Annotated in this window: 17 protein-coding genes; 7 read left to right on the forward strand and 10 right to left on the reverse strand. The window is 60.7% G+C overall.

Annotation, left to right across the window (positions count from 1 at the left end; translation table 11 throughout):
• Window positions 1–136 precede the first annotated feature (136 nt).
• Window positions 137–883 carry an energy transducer TonB gene (locus KVQ82_RS05735; protein WP_222019363.1) on the forward strand — a complete coding sequence of 249 codons (747 nt, stop codon included), beginning with the start codon at window positions 137–139 and terminating at the stop codon, window positions 881–883.
• Window positions 876–1328, forward strand: a complete 453-nt coding sequence (gene rimI / locus KVQ82_RS05740; protein ID WP_041074813.1) for a ribosomal protein S18-alanine N-acetyltransferase — start codon at window positions 876–878, stop codon at window positions 1326–1328. The genes KVQ82_RS05735 and rimI overlap by 8 nt, the downstream gene beginning before the upstream one ends.
• 112 nt (window positions 1329–1440) lie before the next feature.
• Here rimI and KVQ82_RS05745 read toward each other — a convergent pair whose 3' ends face one another.
• Window positions 1441–1845 (reverse strand): serine kinase/phosphatase, encoded by a 405-nt coding sequence (locus tag KVQ82_RS05745; RefSeq protein WP_108183800.1) that lies wholly within the window; start codon window positions 1843–1845, stop codon window positions 1441–1443.
• Window positions 1846–1984: 139 nt separating this feature from the next.
• On the opposite strand from KVQ82_RS05745, the gene can reads away from it, so the two are divergent.
• The gene (gene can, locus KVQ82_RS05750; RefSeq protein ID WP_041074817.1) at window positions 1985–2629 is read left to right on the forward strand and encodes a carbonate dehydratase; all 645 of its coding nucleotides are present in this window, start codon (window positions 1985–1987) and stop codon (window positions 2627–2629) included.
• Window position 2630: 1 nt separating this feature from the next.
• On the opposite strand, the gene KVQ82_RS05755 is transcribed toward can, so the two are convergent.
• The 4 genes from KVQ82_RS05755 to KVQ82_RS05770 form a co-directional block, all read right to left on the reverse strand.
• Entirely contained in the window at window positions 2631–3146 is a 516-nt protein-coding gene (locus KVQ82_RS05755) for an SET domain-containing protein (RefSeq protein WP_086791564.1), read from the reverse strand.
• Window positions 3147–3322: 176 nt separating this feature from the next.
• Window positions 3323–4504 (reverse strand): hypothetical protein, encoded by a 1182-nt coding sequence (locus tag KVQ82_RS05760; protein WP_222018379.1) that lies wholly within the window; start codon window positions 4502–4504, stop codon window positions 3323–3325.
• 117 nt (window positions 4505–4621) lie between these two features.
• Window positions 4622–6316, reverse strand: a complete 1695-nt coding sequence (locus KVQ82_RS05765; RefSeq protein ID WP_041074823.1) for an acid phosphatase — start codon at window positions 6314–6316, stop codon at window positions 4622–4624.
• Between the two features lie 157 nt (window positions 6317–6473).
• The gene (locus tag KVQ82_RS05770; RefSeq protein WP_108183795.1) at window positions 6474–7892 is read right to left on the reverse strand and encodes a short-chain fatty acid transporter; all 1419 of its coding nucleotides are present in this window, start codon (window positions 7890–7892) and stop codon (window positions 6474–6476) included.
• 340 nt (window positions 7893–8232) lie between these two features.
• On the opposite strand from KVQ82_RS05770, the gene KVQ82_RS05775 reads away from it, so the two are divergent.
• The 3 genes from KVQ82_RS05775 (at window position 8233) to KVQ82_RS05785 (ending at window position 11751) form a co-directional block, all read left to right on the forward strand.
• Window positions 8233–9546 carry an MFS transporter gene (locus KVQ82_RS05775; RefSeq protein WP_222018381.1) on the forward strand — a complete coding sequence of 438 codons (1314 nt, stop codon included), beginning with the start codon at window positions 8233–8235 and terminating at the stop codon, window positions 9544–9546.
• A gap of 111 nt (window positions 9547–9657) precedes the next feature.
• Window positions 9658–10974, forward strand: a complete 1317-nt coding sequence (locus KVQ82_RS05780; protein WP_222018383.1) for a PAS domain-containing methyl-accepting chemotaxis protein — start codon at window positions 9658–9660, stop codon at window positions 10972–10974.
• Window positions 10975–11151: 177 nt separating this feature from the next.
• On the forward strand, window positions 11152–11751 hold the full coding sequence (locus KVQ82_RS05785; protein WP_222018385.1) for a flavin reductase family protein: 600 nt from the start codon (window positions 11152–11154) through the stop codon (window positions 11749–11751).
• Between the two features lie 90 nt (window positions 11752–11841).
• Here the strand turns inward: KVQ82_RS05785 and ggt are convergent, their stop codons facing one another.
• Window positions 11842–13674, reverse strand: a complete 1833-nt coding sequence (ggt, locus tag KVQ82_RS05790; RefSeq protein WP_222018387.1) for a gamma-glutamyltransferase — start codon at window positions 13672–13674, stop codon at window positions 11842–11844.
• Window positions 13675–13938: 264 nt separating this feature from the next.
• Between ggt and KVQ82_RS05795 the strand changes: the two genes are divergently transcribed.
• Window positions 13939–15051 carry a DUF2817 domain-containing protein gene (locus tag KVQ82_RS05795; RefSeq protein ID WP_222018389.1) on the forward strand — a complete coding sequence of 371 codons (1113 nt, stop codon included), beginning with the start codon at window positions 13939–13941 and terminating at the stop codon, window positions 15049–15051.
• Window positions 15052–15092: 41 nt separating this feature from the next.
• Here the strand turns inward: KVQ82_RS05795 and KVQ82_RS05800 are convergent, their stop codons facing one another.
• From KVQ82_RS05800 to KVQ82_RS05810, 4 genes are all read right to left on the reverse strand, one after another.
• The gene (locus KVQ82_RS05800) at window positions 15093–15347 is read right to left on the reverse strand and encodes a bacteriocin immunity protein (protein ID WP_174376901.1); all 255 of its coding nucleotides are present in this window, start codon (window positions 15345–15347) and stop codon (window positions 15093–15095) included.
• A gap of 2 nt (window positions 15348–15349) precedes the next feature.
• A complete protein-coding gene (locus tag KVQ82_RS31860) occupies window positions 15350–15475 on the reverse strand; it encodes a hypothetical protein (protein ID WP_369426612.1) in 126 nt (41 codons plus the stop codon).
• 201 nt (window positions 15476–15676) lie between these two features.
• Window positions 15677–15937, reverse strand: a complete 261-nt coding sequence (locus KVQ82_RS05805; protein ID WP_086791583.1) for a bacteriocin immunity protein — start codon at window positions 15935–15937, stop codon at window positions 15677–15679.
• A 17-nt stretch (window positions 15938–15954) separates the two neighbouring features.
• On the reverse strand, window positions 15955–16206 hold the full coding sequence (locus KVQ82_RS05810) for a bacteriocin immunity protein (protein ID WP_086791584.1): 252 nt from the start codon (window positions 16204–16206) through the stop codon (window positions 15955–15957).
• Window positions 16207–16212: the final 6 nt, after the last annotated feature.

Raw genomic sequence — 16212 nt, forward strand, 5'->3', positions numbered from 1 at the left:
AGCGAGCCCAGGTAAAGGCTATCGATCAACAGCAAGCGATCTTGAACGAAGGGCTGTAGAATCAGCCCACTTCAGTTATCCACAAGTGGCCGACCCTTTGCTTATCGAGTCCCGCCGCCGCGCCTATTTGAACGCCATGCAGGTGGTCAACTGGCTGCCGCGCACCGAATTGCCTTTCGCCGCCCCGTCGCGGCCCGAGCTGCTGGACATGCCCGAGCCTGAGCCAGAGGTCGTGGTGATGCCGGTTGTGCAGGCCGAAGCTCCAGTGCAGCCTGCCGCCCGTCCGGTCGAACGGCCGAAGATCGAAGTGCCACGCCCGTCGCTCGCCAGTACCCGCAATGGCGCCAAACCGGTGGAAGAGGTCGAGGAGGCGCCAGTTGCCGCCAGACCCGCGCCCGTGCCGCCACCGCGTTTTGCCCTGCAGTTGCTGCGCGCCGGGGCTTGCCTGCTGCTGGTCGAGTTACCCACAGGCGAAGCGTTCCAGAGCCGCGATCCGGCCTATCTGCTGCTTAAAGACATGTTGCGCTCCGCCGGTCTGCCGGATGCGCCACAAATCGTCGGCGAGCCGGTGCGCTGGCCGTGGCTGAACCGCGGCACTATGGATCAGGGCCCGGAAGCCGCGCGCGACTTTGTTCAGGGTTTCCTCTCGGTACAGATGGAAGCGGCACCCTGCGCCTGCCTGTGGCTGATCGGCCTTCCGGCAATACGCTTTGCCGGTGAAGCGGACGCCGAAGCGTTCAATAGTGAATTGCAGATCGAAGGCCTGGGCCTGGCCTGGGCCATTCCCGGTCTGGAATTGTTAATGGAAGAGCCACAGCGCAAGGCCGCTGTGTGGCAAGCCATGCGTCGGCTGATGGCGCGCTGGAAACCATCGAATGAGTGAAGCTGTATCGTTCCGCCCGATGACCGAGGCGGACCTGGACGCGGTATTGAAGATCGAATACGCGGCGTACAGCCATCCCTGGACGCGCGGGATTTTTCTCGACGGGCTGGGCAAATACCAGATCTGGCTAATGTTCGAAGGCCAGCAGCAAGTCGGCCACGGCGTGGTGCAGATCATTCTGGATGAGGCGCACCTGCTTAACATCACGGTCAAACCGGAGAATCAGGGGCGAGGGCTGGGGCTGACGTTGCTGGAGCATCTGATGTCGATTGCCTACAAGGCTGACGCTCGGGAATGCTTTCTGGAAGTGCGTGACAGCAATACCGCAGCGTTCAAGCTGTATGAGCGCTATGGCTTCAACGAAATTGGCCGGCGCCGGGATTATTATCCGGCGGTGGGCGGGCGTGAAGACGCCGTGGTCATGGCCTGCACCCTGGTTGACTGATCTCCTGTAGGAGCTGCCGAAGGCTGCGATCTTTTGATCTTGTTTTTAGAGGCAAGATCAAAAGATCGCAGCCTTCGGCAGCGCCTACAGTGAGTCGCGTCACATCAGGAGATCAGCGATTGCCATCCAGCGGATCACGCCGCGCCAGCTCCGCCTCATCCAGACCATTGCCGCCGCCGATATCGTCCTCGTCGACAATGCTCAGGTCCCAATCCGCCTGATTGCCTGCGCCAGCCTCTTCGGCATCGCGCGCACCATCTTCATGAATCAGTGTTTCCGGGCTCAGATCATCGTCGGTCGGCTCGTGGTCCGCCGTCGATGCACCGGTCAACCCGGCCTCACGCACGCGCTCGTTGGGCATCAGTTGCTCGCGTTCTCGCGCCGGAATCTCGTCACCAATCCTGGCGCTGGGTTCGTCTTCATCAAAATCCAGTTCATGCACCGAGCCCATGCGGTCCTCGTTATCATCGATCGGTTCCGGTTGCACCGCATCGTACGGACGTCGTGAATCAGTCATGGCAAATCCTCATACTGTGGGCCTTACTAAGTGGACTCACCGCACACCCAGGAATTCCAACGAAAACACTTGCGACCCTTGCGTGACCCCGACGGGTGGTCGTCTGTCATACCAGCGCATCTTTCTTGAGGCCTTAACCATGCACGACTTACAAGACCTGATTGATAACAACGAGCGCTGGGCTGACGCGATCACCAAGGAAGATCCGGAGTTCTTCGCCAAACTGGCACGCCAGCAGACCCCGGAATATCTGTGGATCGGCTGCTCCGACGCGCGGGTGCCGGCCAACGAGATCGTCGGCATGCTGCCGGGCGATCTGTTCGTACACCGCAACGTCGCCAACGTCGTGCTGCACACCGACCTCAACTGCCTGTCGGTGATCCAGTACGCGGTCGACGTGCTCAAGGTCAAACACATTCTTGTGACCGGCCACTATGGCTGTGGCGGCGTGCGTGCCTCGATGCAGGATCGCCAGTTCGGCCTGATTGATGGCTGGCTGCGCTCGATCCGTGACCTGTATTACGAAAAACGTGAAGAACTGGCCAAGCTGCCGACCGAGGAAGAACAGGTCGACCGCCTCTGCGAGCTGAACGTTATCCAGCAAGTGGCCAATGTCGCCCACACCAGCATCATCCAGAACGCCTGGCATCGCGGCCAGAGCCTGTCGATTCACGGTTGCATCTACGGCATCAAGGACGGTCGCTGGAAAAGCCTGAACACTACCATCAGCGGCTTCGAGCAACTGCCGCCGCAGTACCGTCTGCGCCCGGTCGGAGCGTTGTAACTCAGTCTGGATGTCGCCAGCGCTGCAAAAAGTGCTGGCCCTCGATCGTGGGTGGTTCATCGTAACCGGTGATCCACCCACGGCAGCGCGGCGAGCCGCAAGTACAGGCGAACTGTTGCAGCAAACGGTCTTCGGTGGCCGCGAAGTCGATGGTCAGGCGGTCTCCCGGCTGAATATCGCGCAGCGCCCATAGCCACAGTTCGCTCATGTCGAGGAACGCATTCGGGTCGCAGGCATGTTCGAGCAATCCGCAAAAACGCGGATCGTAGAGATGGATGCCGGCCAGTAGCTGGCGAGTCTGGCGGCAGCGATAGGGCAGCAGTTGCCCGGACACCCGACACATCCGGGTGATCCGCAGGAACGCCCGACGCGCCACCACCGACGCGCGGCCATCGTCGTGCTGAACGATTTCGAAGTCCTCGCTGGATGGGAAACCCAGGCGCACGGGCAATCCGGCAAACGGGTAAATGCCGGGTGCGTCGCGGGGGATGTGATGCTGATGGGCCTGATTGTTCATAACGATCCCTGTCGGCAAATGCTGCGACTTCCTTGATCTGACGTCCTGTCAGCGCTGCAACATGTTTGGATCCGATCCTCTCGCGTAAACGCCAAAGCGTCTACTGTCAGATCTGACAGGCGTGATCGGCTGCTTCCCGTGTCAGCATCGACTGACACGGGAAGGCTTTCAGCCCATCAGAGGTGTGGCGCGGGAACGCTGGTGTCCGGCATTTCGCCCTGAAGCTGTTGCAGTTGTGCCTTGATCGGCGTGGTCGAGCACTTGGCGGCAGCCTGGGCCGGGGTCAGGTTGCGGATCGAGGTGTAGAACAACTCGCAGGTCTTGCCCTTTTGCGTCACTTGCCAGGTTTGCGTACAGCTGCTGAGCAGGGTTTTCGCATCGGTGCCGGGCTTGCTGCCCATCCCGGCCTGCCAGCAGGCCGCGCTCAAGTCCTGGCCCATGACCTTCAAGCCGGCGGCATCGGCTTTCGCTTCATCGCCGTCGTAGCTGGCCGGATCGGCGGCGTACCAGATGTAGCTCGGATGGTTCGAACCCAGCACCGGCACGTTCACCCCCGCACTCGGGCTGATGGTCGCCAGACCCAGTACGGCGACGGTCGGGCCATATTGTTGCTTGATCCAGTTACGCACCGGTGCGCCGAACGCGACCATCGGCAGGGTGGTGCCGGCGCTGGTCTGGCTGAACTGCTTGACCAGCGTGGTCTGATAATCCTTGAAGTAGTCGTAGACACCTTCCAGGTCACTGCCGGCATTGGACGGCGCCGCGATGGGGGCGATGTCGATGATGGTCTGATAGGCCGGCGTCTGGTCGGCCGGAATGCCGTTGGCGCTCAACAGCGTGGCCCAGCGATCCGTGGTGTTCGAGCGCAGGTAATCCTGGGCCTGGGTCAGCGAGTAATCCGGCGGGAAGTGCAGCAGCTCGACGCTCTTGCGGTTTTCCAGGGCCATGCCCAACGGCAGGAACAGGTACCAGCTGTACGCCCATTTGCCATCGGCATTGAGCTTGCTGGCGCCGGTATAGGCCAGATCACCGGCGTCGAGCAGCGCCGACAGCGGCTTGTCGTAGCCTTTCGGTACGCCACTGATCTCAACGTAAATCTGCCCGTTATCGTTCTTCACCAGCACCTTGGCATTGGCGTAACCATCGCGCTGCACGCTCTGGCTCAAATAGTGAGCGACCGTCTGCTCCAGCGACCAGTTGCGATAGCAGATCACGCTGCAGTTGTTGGGGTAGGCAAAAAGGCGAGTGACGCGCTCGGTGCTGCCCAGCTTCAGATCGACATCGGCGTGGGCCGCCGCGCTCAATGTGAGCGCGGCGAGTGTCAGCGCGGCGGGGGTAAATCCTGCGAGTTTGAACATGCTCAGATCCTTTTCAGCGTGGGTTCCCCGGAGTTTGGGGCGCTTCATATTGGATCAGCCGTGTTGCACAGTGAAGCTGTCATTCGCGGATTTTTTCGTCAGCCCGCCGCACTCGGCTCACGCCTGAAAATGCAGGGCGTTGCTCAGATCGCCCATGGGTTTCTGGCCACGGGCGATCATTGCCTCATCGCGCTGCTTGAGGCCGTCGAGGGTTTCCAGTTGGAACACCCGGGTGATCAGGCGCAGGATCGACGCCGTGTCGTAAACCGTGTGATCCACCGTGCCTTTGCGGGCGAACGGCGACACCACCAGCGCCGGCACCCGCGATCCCGGCCCCCAGCGATCGCCCTTGGGCGGTGCCACGTGGTCCCACCAGCCGCCGTTTTCATCGACGGTGACGATCACCACCATGTTTTTCCATTGCGGACTTTCGCGCAGCACTTTGAGGGCGCGGACGATGTGCCGGTCACCGGAGGCCACGTCGGCATATCCAGCGTGCATATTCAGGTTGCCTTGTGGTTTGTAGAACGTGACCGCCGGCAACTTGCCGGCCTCGGCATCGGCGAAGAATTTGTTGGTGCTCGATTCATCCCCCAGCCCGGCATCGCGCAGGCGTTTGCTGCGCTCCTGCGGGTTTTCCGGGCCTTGTTGTTGGAAATAGTTGAACGGCTGGTGGTGATATTGAAAGTTGGGGATCTTCGGAATCCCGCCGGAATCCTTGTATTGATCCAGCGTCGCCTGCCACGCGCCGGCGTACCAGGCCCAATCGACATTCTTCTTCGACAGCTTGTCGCCGATGTGCTCGTGGGTCTGCGGCACCAGTACGTTGGGCAGATCCGGTTTGGAATACGCCGGACGCTCCGGGTCGCGAATCCATGTTGGCCAGTACGGCGGGGCAAGGGTGTTGACACCGTAACCGTCCGGCGTCAGCGCACTCGGGCCGAACTGCGGCGGGCCGCTCATGGCGCTGGCCGGCGATGCCTCCAGCGGCTTGAGGCGTGGATCGGCCGGGTCGGCGCTTTGCAGCGCGGCGATCTGCGACTTGGCCACCGAATTGGCCGCGTCCGGATAGAACGGCGCGGTGGCGCTGATCAGGTATTGGTGGTTGAGGAACGAGCCACCGAACGCGCCCTGGAAGAAGTTATCGCACAGTACGAATTCCTGAGCCACGTCCCACAGACGCAGGGAATAACGGCTCTGAGCGTAATGGCCCATGGTCAGCCCGCCGGAATCGGCCCAGGCAACAAAGCCATCGTTCTTGCCGCCGTTGATTTGCATCTGGTTCTGATAGAACACGTGCCACAAATCGCGGGTCACCAGACCGAATGGCAGGTCTTCGCCGTTCGGGCCTTTGAGGGCGAACGGTGCGTTGGGCAGGTTTTCCTGAAACTGCGTGGCGCTGGGGTAGGTCACGCCATCGAGGGTTTGCGGGCCGATCTGCAACACGCCGCCCCAAACGGGAGGCAGCGTCTGCAACAGACTGCCGTCGCGATCACGTTGCTGGTAATCGGCAGGTTTGAGCGCAGACAGCGGCTTCTCGACACCGGGGAAATCACCGAACAGGTTGTTGAAGCTGCGGTTCTCGGCGTAGATCACCACCACAGTTTTCACTTGATCGCGCAGGGCCTTGTCCAGCTCGGCTGACGTCAGCGGGCGCTCGGCCGGTTTGCCCGGCGCGTTGCTGGCGTTACCGCAGCCGGCCAACGTCGCGCCCACACCCAGGACGGCAACTCCACCGAGGAAGCGGCGGCGACTGGTGTCAGTGGGGGTGTCGGATTCAGGTGCGTCAGTGCTGTCTGTTTCGTCTTTCATCTGTCAGCCCGTTTTGCTTAATTGTTTCAGTTTGTTTCGGGCGGACGCTAGCAAGTGGATGTGACGGTTGGGTTACAGCTTAAAGTTGCAGTGGAACAAAGGTGGGAGCCAGCAGGCTGGCTCCCACGCGGGAATGACTTGGCCTGTCAGATCAGGTTTATGGCATTACCGGCGGCGTATACGCCAATGTCGTCCCCAGCACCCACAGCAGGAACAGCACCAGCGGCGTGTGCACCAGCAATTGCACGAACGAGAAGCCGATCAGGTCCCGCGCCTTCAAGCCGAGCACACCCAGCAGCGGCAGCATGTAGAACGGGTTGATCAGGTTCGGCAGCGCTTCGGCGGCGTTGTAGATCTGCACGGCCCAGCCGAGGTGGTATTGCAGATCGTTGGCCACTTGCATCACATACGGCGCTTCGATGATCCACTTGCCGCCGCCGGAAGGGATGAAGAAACCGAGAATCGCCGAGTACACGCCCATCAACAGCGCATAGGTGTCGTGGGACGCGATGCTGACAAAAAAGGTCGAGATGTGATGCGCCAGCGTCTGCGCATCGGCACCTTTGACCGTGGTCAGCAGCGCGGCAATCGAGCCGTACAGCGGGAACTGGATCAGCACGCCAGTGGTGGTCGGCACCGCGCGGGCCACCGCATCGAGGAAGCTGCGCGGGCGCCAGTGCAGCAGCGCGCCGAGCATGATGAACAGGAAGTTATAGGTGTTGAGCCCGGAAATCGCGGTGATCGCCGGTTTGGTCGAGAACTCGTGGAACAGCCATCCGGCCGCCAGCAACACCAGCAGAATGATCAGCAGCGGACTGTGCTCCAGCCATTCGCCGGGTCGGGTGCGTGGTTGCAGCGGTGGCAGGTTGAACGCCGGGTCGATGCCGCAATCCTTGGCATCGCGTGCAGAGTTTGGGCCGGGCGCGGTGGCGTAGGCGACGATGATCGAAATCACGATCAGCGCCAGCAGCATCGCACCGGACTGCCAGAGGAAAATGGTCTGCGTGAACGGAATCACCCCGGTGATCGACAGGATCGCCGGCGGCAGGCTGGCCGGGTTGGCCTGCAATTGCGCTGCCGATGATGACAGGCCCAGGGCCCAAACAGCGCCGAGGCCCAGATACGCCGCCGCACCGGCCGCGCGGTAATCCATTTTCAGATCGGTGCGGCGGGCGAGGGCGCGCACCAGCAAACCGCCGAACACTAGCGACAGACCCCAGTTCAACAGCGAAGCGACCATCGAGATCAGCGCGACCCAGGCCACGGCGGAGCGGCCGTTTTTCGGGATGCGCGCCAGCTTGTCGATCAGTTTGACCGCCGGCGGCGAACTGGCGACCACGTAGCCGCCAATCACCACGAAGGCCATTTGCATGGTGAACGGAATCAGGCTCCAGAACCCGTCACCGAACGCCATCGCGGCATCGGTGGGTTTCGCGCCCATGGCCAAGGTGGCCAGCGCGACAATGATTACGGCCAACGCGGCGAACACCCAGGAGTCGGGGAACCAGCGTTCGGCAAAGTTTGAACAGCGCAAGGCAAAGCGCGCGGAGCGGCTATCTTCGATATCAACGGCCACAGGGAGTACCTCGGATTTTTATGGTTATTGTGGTCCTTGGGACATTCAAACCCGACAACCCTGTGGCGAGGGAGCTTGCTCCCGCTGGACTGCGTAGCAGTCCCCTGCTTTTAAAGTTCAGAGGGGGCCGCTTCGCGACCCAGCGGGAGCAAGCTCCCTCGCCACAGAGGTAGACCTGATTCAGATGTGTCCCGCCAGACAAGCCTCAACAGTAAATCAACCGCCGCCATTTTGTGAGCAGGTTTCTGCCAAACCGTGACCATGGTCTAACGGGTTGTCCCCAGGCGGATTTGCGTAGACCATGAGCGCCTTGGTTTTTTGCCTGCCAGAGTGCTTTGCCATGACTGCCCAATCCCCAGCCCGACCGGCGCCGTTCAGCCGTTCCGACTACAAGACCCTCGGCCTTGCGGCCCTTGGTGGGGCGCTGGAGATCTACGATTTCATCATTTTCGTGTTCTTCGCCCTGACCCTCAGCCAGTTGTTCTTCCCGCCGGAAATGCCCGAATGGCTGCGGCTGCTGCAAAGCTTCGGGATCTTTGTTACCGGGTATCTGGCGCGTCCGCTGGGCGGGATCCTGATGGCGCATTTCGCCGATCGCCTGGGCCGGAAAAAGGTCTTCAGCCTGAGCATCCTGATGATGGCGCTGCCGTGCCTGCTGATCGGGATCATGCCGACGTATGCACAGATCGGTTATTTCGCGCCGCTGCTGTTGCTGGCGCTGCGCATCCTGCAAGGCGCAGCCGTTGGAGGGGAGGTGCCGAGTGCCTGGGTGTTCGTCGCCGAGCACGCGCCTGCCGGACATCGCGGTTACGCGCTGGGCTTTTTGCAGGCCGGGCTGACCTTCGGTTATTTGATTGGTGCGTTGACCGCGACTTTCCTTGCACAAGTGTTCAGCCCGGCGGAAATCCTTGATTACGCCTGGCGTTATCCGTTCCTGCTCGGTGGCGTGTTCGGCGTCATCGGTGTGTACCTGCGCCGTTGGTTGAGCGAAACACCGGTGTTCATGGCCATGGAGGCGCAGCGTGAAGCGCGGGTCGAATTGCCGCTGCGTACGGTGCTGCGCGAGCATCGACTGGCGATGTTGCCGGCCATGCTGCTGACCTGCGTGCTGACCTCGGCCGTGGTGGTGTTCGTGGTCATTACGCCGACCATGATGCAGAAAACCTTCGGCATGACCGCCAGCCATACCTTCGCCCTCAGTGCGCTGGGCATTGTCTTCCTCAACATCGGCTGTGTGATCGCCGGGCTGCTGGTCGACCGTCTGGGGGCCTGGCGCACCGTCATGCTCTATAGCCTGCTGCTGCCCTTGGGAATCGGCGTGCTTTACAGCTGCTTGATCATGGGCGGTCACTGGATCGGGCTGGCATACGCCATCGCCGGCCTGGCCTGCGGTGTGGTGGGGGCGGTGCCGTCGGTGATGGTCGGGTTGTTCCCGGCGCGAATTCGCGTGTCAGGCATCTCCTTCACCTACAACATTGCCTACGCCGCGTGGGCGAGCATGACACCGCTGTTGCTGATCGGTCTGATGCCGTGGAGTCCGTGGATCTGCGTGATGTTCTGTGCGGTGATGGGCGTGGTGGGGCTGTTGAGTGCGCTGTATTTCGGCTCGCGAATGCCGCGTACAGGGCAATGCCAAGTGGCCGGAACTGTCTGATCGCACGCCCGTGAACTATTTTTGACCGACGGGTCTCAAGCGCTCTTCAGAAAAGAAATTCAAGGCCGATGGCTAGTCTGCATCCCGCTTTCTTTCCATCGGTATCTGCCCATGTTCAACAAACGCCTCAAGCAAGAGCTGGCCACTCTTCGTGAAGAACTCTCCAGCCTGCTGCAGGTGAAGGAAAGCCTGGAAAGCGAGATGCTGGTGCTGACCCTGGAGCCCGATGGCCGGATTCAGTCTGTCAACCAGAACTTCCTCGGCGAAATGCTCTACAAGAGCCAGGATCTGGTGGGGCGCGCCATTGAAGACATCGTTCCGGCGCATGTGAAGGCCGATGACTTTCATCATCGTTTCAAGGCCGCCCTGACCCGTGGCGAACATTTCGCTGGTGCAGTGCGCCTGCTGCGCGGTAATGGCGAAGAAGCCTGGCTGCGCTCCATCGTGCAGCCGGTGCGCGCTTCGGACGGGCGGATCAAGCATTTTTCGATCTTCTCCAGCGACCTGACCCGCACCATCGAAGCCTCGCGCGAACACGAAAACCTGATCGGCGCTCTGGTGCGCTCGACAGCGGTGATCGAATTCGACCTCAACGGCAACGTGCTCAATGCCAACGAGCGCTTTCTGCATGGTATGGGTTACAGCCTGGCGCAGATCAAAGGCAAACATCATCGGATGTTCTGCACACCTGAGGAGTACAACAGCGCCGAGTACCAGAATTTCTGGCGTCGTCTGAACAATGGCGAGTTTGTCGCCGACCGCTTCAAACGGGTCGACAGCCATGGTCGTACGGTGTGGCTGGAGGCGTCCTACAACCCGGTGGTCGATGCCAACAACAAACTGTACAAAGTAGTGAAGTTCGCCACGGTGATCACCGATCAGGTCAACCGTGAACAAGCGGTTGCCGACGCGGCGAGCATTGCCTACAGCACTTCGCAGCAAACCGACAACACCGCGCAACGTGGCACCACGGTGGTCACCGAGGCGGTGAATGTGATGCGTGATCTGTCGCGCCACATGCAGGCGGCCGGTGAGGGCATCGAGGCACTGAACGAGCAGTCGCAGGTGATCGGTACCATCGTCAAAACCATCAGCGGCATTGCCGAGCAAACCAACCTGCTGGCGCTCAACGCGGCCATCGAAGCGGCGCGCGCTGGCGAGCAGGGCCGGGGCTTTGCGGTGGTGGCCGACGAAGTCCGACAACTGGCTTCGCGCACCAGTCAGGCGACCGAAGAGATCGTCGGCGTGGTGCGGCAGAACCAGGAGATGGCGCGTAACGCCGTGGCCCTGATGACCGATGGCAAGCTGCAGGCAGAACAAGGCCTGGCGCTGGCGGCGGAGGCGGGCACGGTAATCGTCGAGATTCAGGACGGCGCGCAGAAAGTGGTGGATGCGGTCGGGCAGTTTGCCAATCAACTTTCTAACTGATTCCCCCGCCAATACCTGTAGGAGCTGCCGAGTGCAACGAGGCTGCGATCTTTTGATCTTGATGTTGATTTCAAGGATCAACATCAAGATCAAAAGATCGCAGCGTGCCGCAGCTCCTACAGGTTTTCACCAGCAGCTGGCGCTACAATCTGTTCCTTTTCCCCGGAGCAGATCCCCATGAGCGCCTCCCACCGCCGCCCGGTGCCCCTGAACAAAGCCTACCGTCTGCTCAATCACGGGCCGACCGTGCTGGTCAGCGCCGCTTATGACGGCCAGCGCAACATCATGGCCGCCGCCTGGGCAATGCCACTGGATTTCGAACCGCCGAAAGTCGCCGTCGTCCTCGACAAGTCCACCTGGACCCGCCAGTTGCTCGAAGCGTCCGGCACTTTTGTGCTCAACGTGCCGTGCGTCAATCAGGCTGACATCGTGCAAACCGTCGGCAATACCTCGGGGCTGGAGATCCAGCAGAGTCAGGGGCAGGACAAGTTTCAGGCTTACGGCCTGCAAACCTTTACCGGTGAAACCGTCGAGGCGCCGTTACTCGAAGGTTGCGTGGCCTGGCTCGAATGCCGCTTGCTGCCCGAACCGCGCAACCACGAACAATATGACCTGTTCCTCGCCGAAGTCATCGCCGCTCAGGCCGATGAACGTGTGTTCAGCGACGGCCGCTGGCACTTCGACGGGCACGACGGCTTGCGCACGCTGCACCACGTGGCCGGCGGGCATTTCCTGACGATTGGCGATGCGGTGGACGGTAAAATCCTGTCGGTTTGATTCGCGAGCCTTTTGCGGCAGATGAGCACAATTTATCAGGCATAAAAAAGGCTTACCTCGCAGTAAGCCTTTTGTTTTCCGTGCGTAGCCTCAATCTCCCAACGCTTCCCCTTCACGCCGCGGATCCGCACCACCCGCCAACGACGCTTTACCCTGCGCATCCTTGACCCGCACGATGGCCTGCGTGCCGCTGGTCATGTCGATTTCATTCACAACATGTCCCTTGTCCTTCAGCGCCTGAATCAGCGCCGGGCTGAACTGGCCCTGTTCCAGTTCGGTCGGGCCGTTGCGGCTGCCGAAGTTGGGCAGGCTGATGGCGCTTTGCGGGTCGAGGTTCCAGTCGAGCAGGCCGACAGTGGTCTTGGCCACGTATTCGATGATCTGCGAACCGCCCGGCGAGCCGACGCTGGCGAGGAACTGGCCGCTGTTGCGGTCGAAGATCAATGTTGGCGCCATCGACGAGCGTGGGCGTTTGCCGGGTTCGACGCGGTTGGCGACTTTCTGCCCGTTCTCTTCGGGGATGAACGAGAAGTCGGTCATCTGGTTGTTCAGCAAAAAGCCCTGCACCATCAGGTGCGAGCCGAATGCCGCTTCGATGGTGGTGGTCATCGATACCGCGCCACCGAGGTCATCCACCGCCACCACTTGCGAGGTGGAGATACGCAGCGGTGAGCGATCCGGCGCGTAGGCCACCTGTACGCCCGGCGGGGTGCCGGATTTGGCACTGCCCATGCTGCGTTCGCCGATCAGGCTGGCGCGGCTGGCCAGATAGCCCGGATCCACCAGGCCTTTGACCGGCACCGGGACGAAGTCGGTGTCGGCGACGTATTGCGCGCGATCGGCGTAGGCCAGGCGTTCGGCTTCGGCGATCAGGTGCACGGCTTGTGGATCGGGTTCGATACCGGCCGGTTTGTTGGTTTTCACGGGTTTGAGCGGCGTCAGCGACAGGCGTGGATCGCGGCTTTCCAGCGCTTGCAGGGTGCCGAGAATCTGCGCCACGGCGATCCCGCCCGACGACGGAGGCGGCATCCCGCAGACCTGCCAGCGTTTATAGTCGGTGCACAGCGGAGCGCGCTCTTTTGCTTTGTAGCCTTGCAAATCATTGAGCGACAAGCTGCCGGGGTTGGCGTGGCCCTGCACCTTGGCGACGATCTCTTCGGCGATCGGTCCTTTGTACAGCGCGTCCGGGCCTTCGTTGGCGATGCGCTTGAGCACGGCGGCCAGCGCCGGGTTCTGCAGGCGCGTGCCGACCGCTTTGACGCTGCCGTCGCTGTTGAGAAAGTACGCGGCCATGTCCGGGGATTTGCGGATCACCGGGTCGGATTCCAGCAGAGAATGCAGGCGCGGCGAAATAGCAAAACCCTGCTCGGCGAGTTTGATCGCCGGTTCGAACAGCGTGGCCCACGGCAGCCGACCGTGTTGCTTGTGCGCCATCTCCAGTGCACGCAATACGCCCGGCGTGCCCACCGAGCGCCCGCCGATCTGTGCCTGCGGGAACGGCATCGGTTTGCCGTCGGCCTGCAGGAACAGCTTCTCGGTGGCACCCGCCGGCGCGGTTTCGCGACCGTCGTAGGTACGCACCTGTTTGCCGTCCCACAACACGATCATCGCGCCGCCACCGATCCCGGAGGATTGCGGCTCGACCAGGGTCAGCACGGCTTGCATGGCAATCGCTGCATCAATCGCCGAACCACCCTTGCGCAACATCTCGCGACCGGCCTCGGCGGCCAGCGGATTGGCGGCAGCGGCCATGTGTTGACTGGCGTGGCGAGTCTGCAGATCGGTGCGGTAACCGGAAGCGGCTTCCGGTGCCAGCGGCAAGGTCGAGGAGGACGGGGCGTTGCACGCGGTGAGGGTCAGGGCGCTGATGATCAGCGTCAGGGCAGGCAGGCGAAAGCGGCTCAGGGGCAGGGCTGGAAACACGTGGGGCTCTCCGTCCGTGGGGTAAAAGGTCTGACGGACTTTATCGACCGGCCGGTCGCGACGCAAACCACCGGGCATTTTTGTCTTTCTTTTCTGGGCGGATGTTCGCTAGGGTCAATGCCAAATTGATCGAACTGAAACAAAGCCCTTGTGGGAGCGAGCTTGCTCGCGAATGGGGCGTGTCAGGCAACCAAAATGTTGAATGCACTATCGCCTTCGCGAGCAAGCTCGCTCCCACAAGTACAAAACCAACAAGAGGCCGACATGCACAGCGAGTTTCCCACCGAATCCAGTTATCGTGATCAGCGCGAACAGTTTCTGACCGCCGCCCAAACTGCCGGAGCCACGCTCACCTCGTATGCCCATCCGCGTTGCGGCCCCTTCGGTGAACCCTTGAGCACCGACGTCGCTGTGCTCGGTGATCCGCAGGCCAAACGTCGTTTGGTGGCACTCAGCGGCACTCACGGGGTCGAGGGCTATTACGGTTCGGATTGCCAGATCGACTGGCTGCAAACTTTCGTTCCCGGCTCGCTGCCCAAGGATGTCGCGGTTGTGATGATCCACTTGATCAACCCATGGGGCGCCGCGTGGCTGCGCCGGGTCAACGAAGACAACATCGATCTCAACCGCAATCACCTGGATTTCGCCGGGCCGTTGCCGGACAACTGCGCCTACGCCACGCTGCACGAGATCTATGCCTGCACCGATTTGCACGGCCCCGAGCGTAAGCGCACCGATGCCTTGCTCGAAGCGCAGATTGCCGAACATGGCTGGCCGGCGGTGATGTCGATTGTCGAGGGCGGTCAGCACAGTCATCCCGATGGCCTGTTCTATGGCGGCCGCGCACCGAGCTGGTCGAATCGCACGTTGCATCAGATCATCGATGCGCATATGACCGGTGCTGAAACCGTGATGTGCTTCGACCTGCACACTGGGGCAGGGGAGTACGGGCATCCGATGTTGCTCACCATCACCCAGGCGCCTTATCCGGCACTCGCGCAGGCACAGGCGATTTATGGCCCATGGCTGTACACGCTGCACACCGGCGCCGACACCTTGAGTGAAACCGGTGTGGCAGCGACCGCTACCGGGTACACCTCACAGGCGCTGCTCAATGCGTTGCCCGACGTGCAACTGATGCCATTCGTGATCGAATGCGGAACGTATCCGGGGCCAGACGTGCATCGGCATTTGCGCGATGACCATTGGCTCCATCTGCATGGCGATCCGCTGGATGCGACGGGGCGGGCGATCAAGTTGAATCTGCTGGAGCAGTTTTATCCGGCCGATCCGGACTGGCGGGCGATGGTGGGGCTGCGGACTCGGCAGATCTGGGCGAAGGGGTTGGCGGCCCTGTCGGCAGAGCAGCCTGAATAGGTCAGGCTTGGCATTGTGGCTTTCTTCGGGGATGAAGTTGCTTATTGCTTGAAGCCGGGTAGCCCATTGGCGGCACGCCATTTTTTAATGGTTTCGGTCACGCCTTCTGCTGAATCGTCAGCGTCGTCCTCAGGGTAGAAAATCAAGTCGGACCCCTTCGGATGTCCACAAATTGAGTTGAAGTGAAATACAAGTCTGCCTTCTTCCTCCTCGCTCTCATCATTTCCCATGATGCGCTCAAGCAGGCCGAGGAACTCTTGTTCCGTGTAATCCGAGAAGTTGTTTTTAGTAGACATTTTTATTCCGTGTGAATCTCTATATGTCGTTTCGGAGTCATCACAGCGAGGTTATCCACATCATAAACCGCACCTCCATGCTGGATATGCTCGATGTGATGTAGTCCGTATTTGGCTTTCTTGAATATCTATATGGTTGAAGGGGGTGATGGCCCTGGCGGCAAAGCTACCTACACAGGTCAGGTTTGGCAGTGTGGTGAGGGGATTTATCCCCGATGGACTGCGCAGCAGGCCCGTTCGGTTTTTATGGGGAAAAGGGGCGCTGCGCACCCTGTCGGGGATAAATCCCCTCGCCACGGGTTCGGTGTGTCTCGAGGGATAAAAAACGCTTATTGCTTAAATCCGGGCAGACCATTAGCAGCACGCCATGCTGCAACTGTACGAGCTATACCAGCGGACGACGTGTCCGCTCCGGGTTCTGGATAGTAAATAAGGTCCATCCCGCTTGGATGACCAACAATCGAGTTGAAGTGCCGCACTAAGACGTCTGCACGCTCATCAGTGGGCGCCTTGTCTTCTTTTCTGATCTCGTCCACGAATTCAACGAAGTCTTGTTCGGTGTAGTCCGAAAAGCTGCGTTTGATGATCATATTTTGGGGTTCGACATCTATTGCTTGAAGCCCGGAAGTCCATTAGTGGCACGCCACTCCTTTACGGTCTTCGCAATGCCCTCAGCAGAGCTGTTTGCTCCTGGCTCGGGATAAAAAATCAGGTCGGTTCCATCCGGGTGACCGGTTAGCGTTCTGAACTGCGCCAGCAGTTCACCAAGCTCCGTATCCGATCCACATTTGTTGGTTGCCCGTATTTTTTCAATGAAGCGGATAAATTCGGTTTCTGTGTATTCGGATATTTTTACCATGTGCGT

It is taken from the genome of Pseudomonas sp. AO-1, from assembly GCF_019775695.1.
GTDB lineage: Bacteria > Pseudomonadota > Gammaproteobacteria > Pseudomonadales > Pseudomonadaceae > Aquipseudomonas > Aquipseudomonas parakoreensis.

Bases quoted from the DNA above. Each gene is read 5' to 3' on its own strand.
- KVQ82_RS05810 (WP_086791584.1), bottom strand. From the start codon at position 16,206: ATGGTAAAAATATCCGAATACACAGAAACCGAATTTATCCGCTTCATT.
- KVQ82_RS05755 (WP_086791564.1), bottom strand. From the start codon at position 3,146: ATGAACAATCAGGCCCATCAGCATCACATCCCCCGCGACGCACCCGGC.
- KVQ82_RS05780 (WP_222018383.1), top strand. From the start codon at position 9,658: ATGTTCAACAAACGCCTCAAGCAAGAGCTGGCCACTCTTCGTGAAGAA.
- KVQ82_RS05805 (WP_086791583.1), bottom strand. From the start codon at position 15,937: ATGATCATCAAACGCAGCTTTTCGGACTACACCGAACAAGACTTCGTT.
- KVQ82_RS05800 (WP_174376901.1), bottom strand. From the start codon at position 15,347: ATGTCTACTAAAAACAACTTCTCGGATTACACGGAACAAGAGTTCCTC.
- rimI (WP_041074813.1), top strand. From the start codon at position 876: ATGAGTGAAGCTGTATCGTTCCGCCCGATGACCGAGGCGGACCTGGAC.
- KVQ82_RS05795 (WP_222018389.1), top strand. From the start codon at position 13,939: ATGCACAGCGAGTTTCCCACCGAATCCAGTTATCGTGATCAGCGCGAA.
- KVQ82_RS05760 (WP_222018379.1), bottom strand. From the start codon at position 4,504: ATGTTCAAACTCGCAGGATTTACCCCCGCCGCGCTGACACTCGCCGCG.
- can (WP_041074817.1), top strand. From the start codon at position 1,985: ATGCACGACTTACAAGACCTGATTGATAACAACGAGCGCTGGGCTGAC.
- KVQ82_RS05785 (WP_222018385.1), top strand. From the start codon at position 11,152: ATGAGCGCCTCCCACCGCCGCCCGGTGCCCCTGAACAAAGCCTACCGT.
- KVQ82_RS05775 (WP_222018381.1), top strand. From the start codon at position 8,233: ATGACTGCCCAATCCCCAGCCCGACCGGCGCCGTTCAGCCGTTCCGAC.
- KVQ82_RS05745 (WP_108183800.1), bottom strand. From the start codon at position 1,845: ATGACTGATTCACGACGTCCGTACGATGCGGTGCAACCGGAACCGATC.
- KVQ82_RS05765 (WP_041074823.1), bottom strand. From the start codon at position 6,316: ATGAAAGACGAAACAGACAGCACTGACGCACCTGAATCCGACACCCCC.
- KVQ82_RS05735 (WP_222019363.1), top strand. From the start codon at position 137: ATGCAGGTGGTCAACTGGCTGCCGCGCACCGAATTGCCTTTCGCCGCC.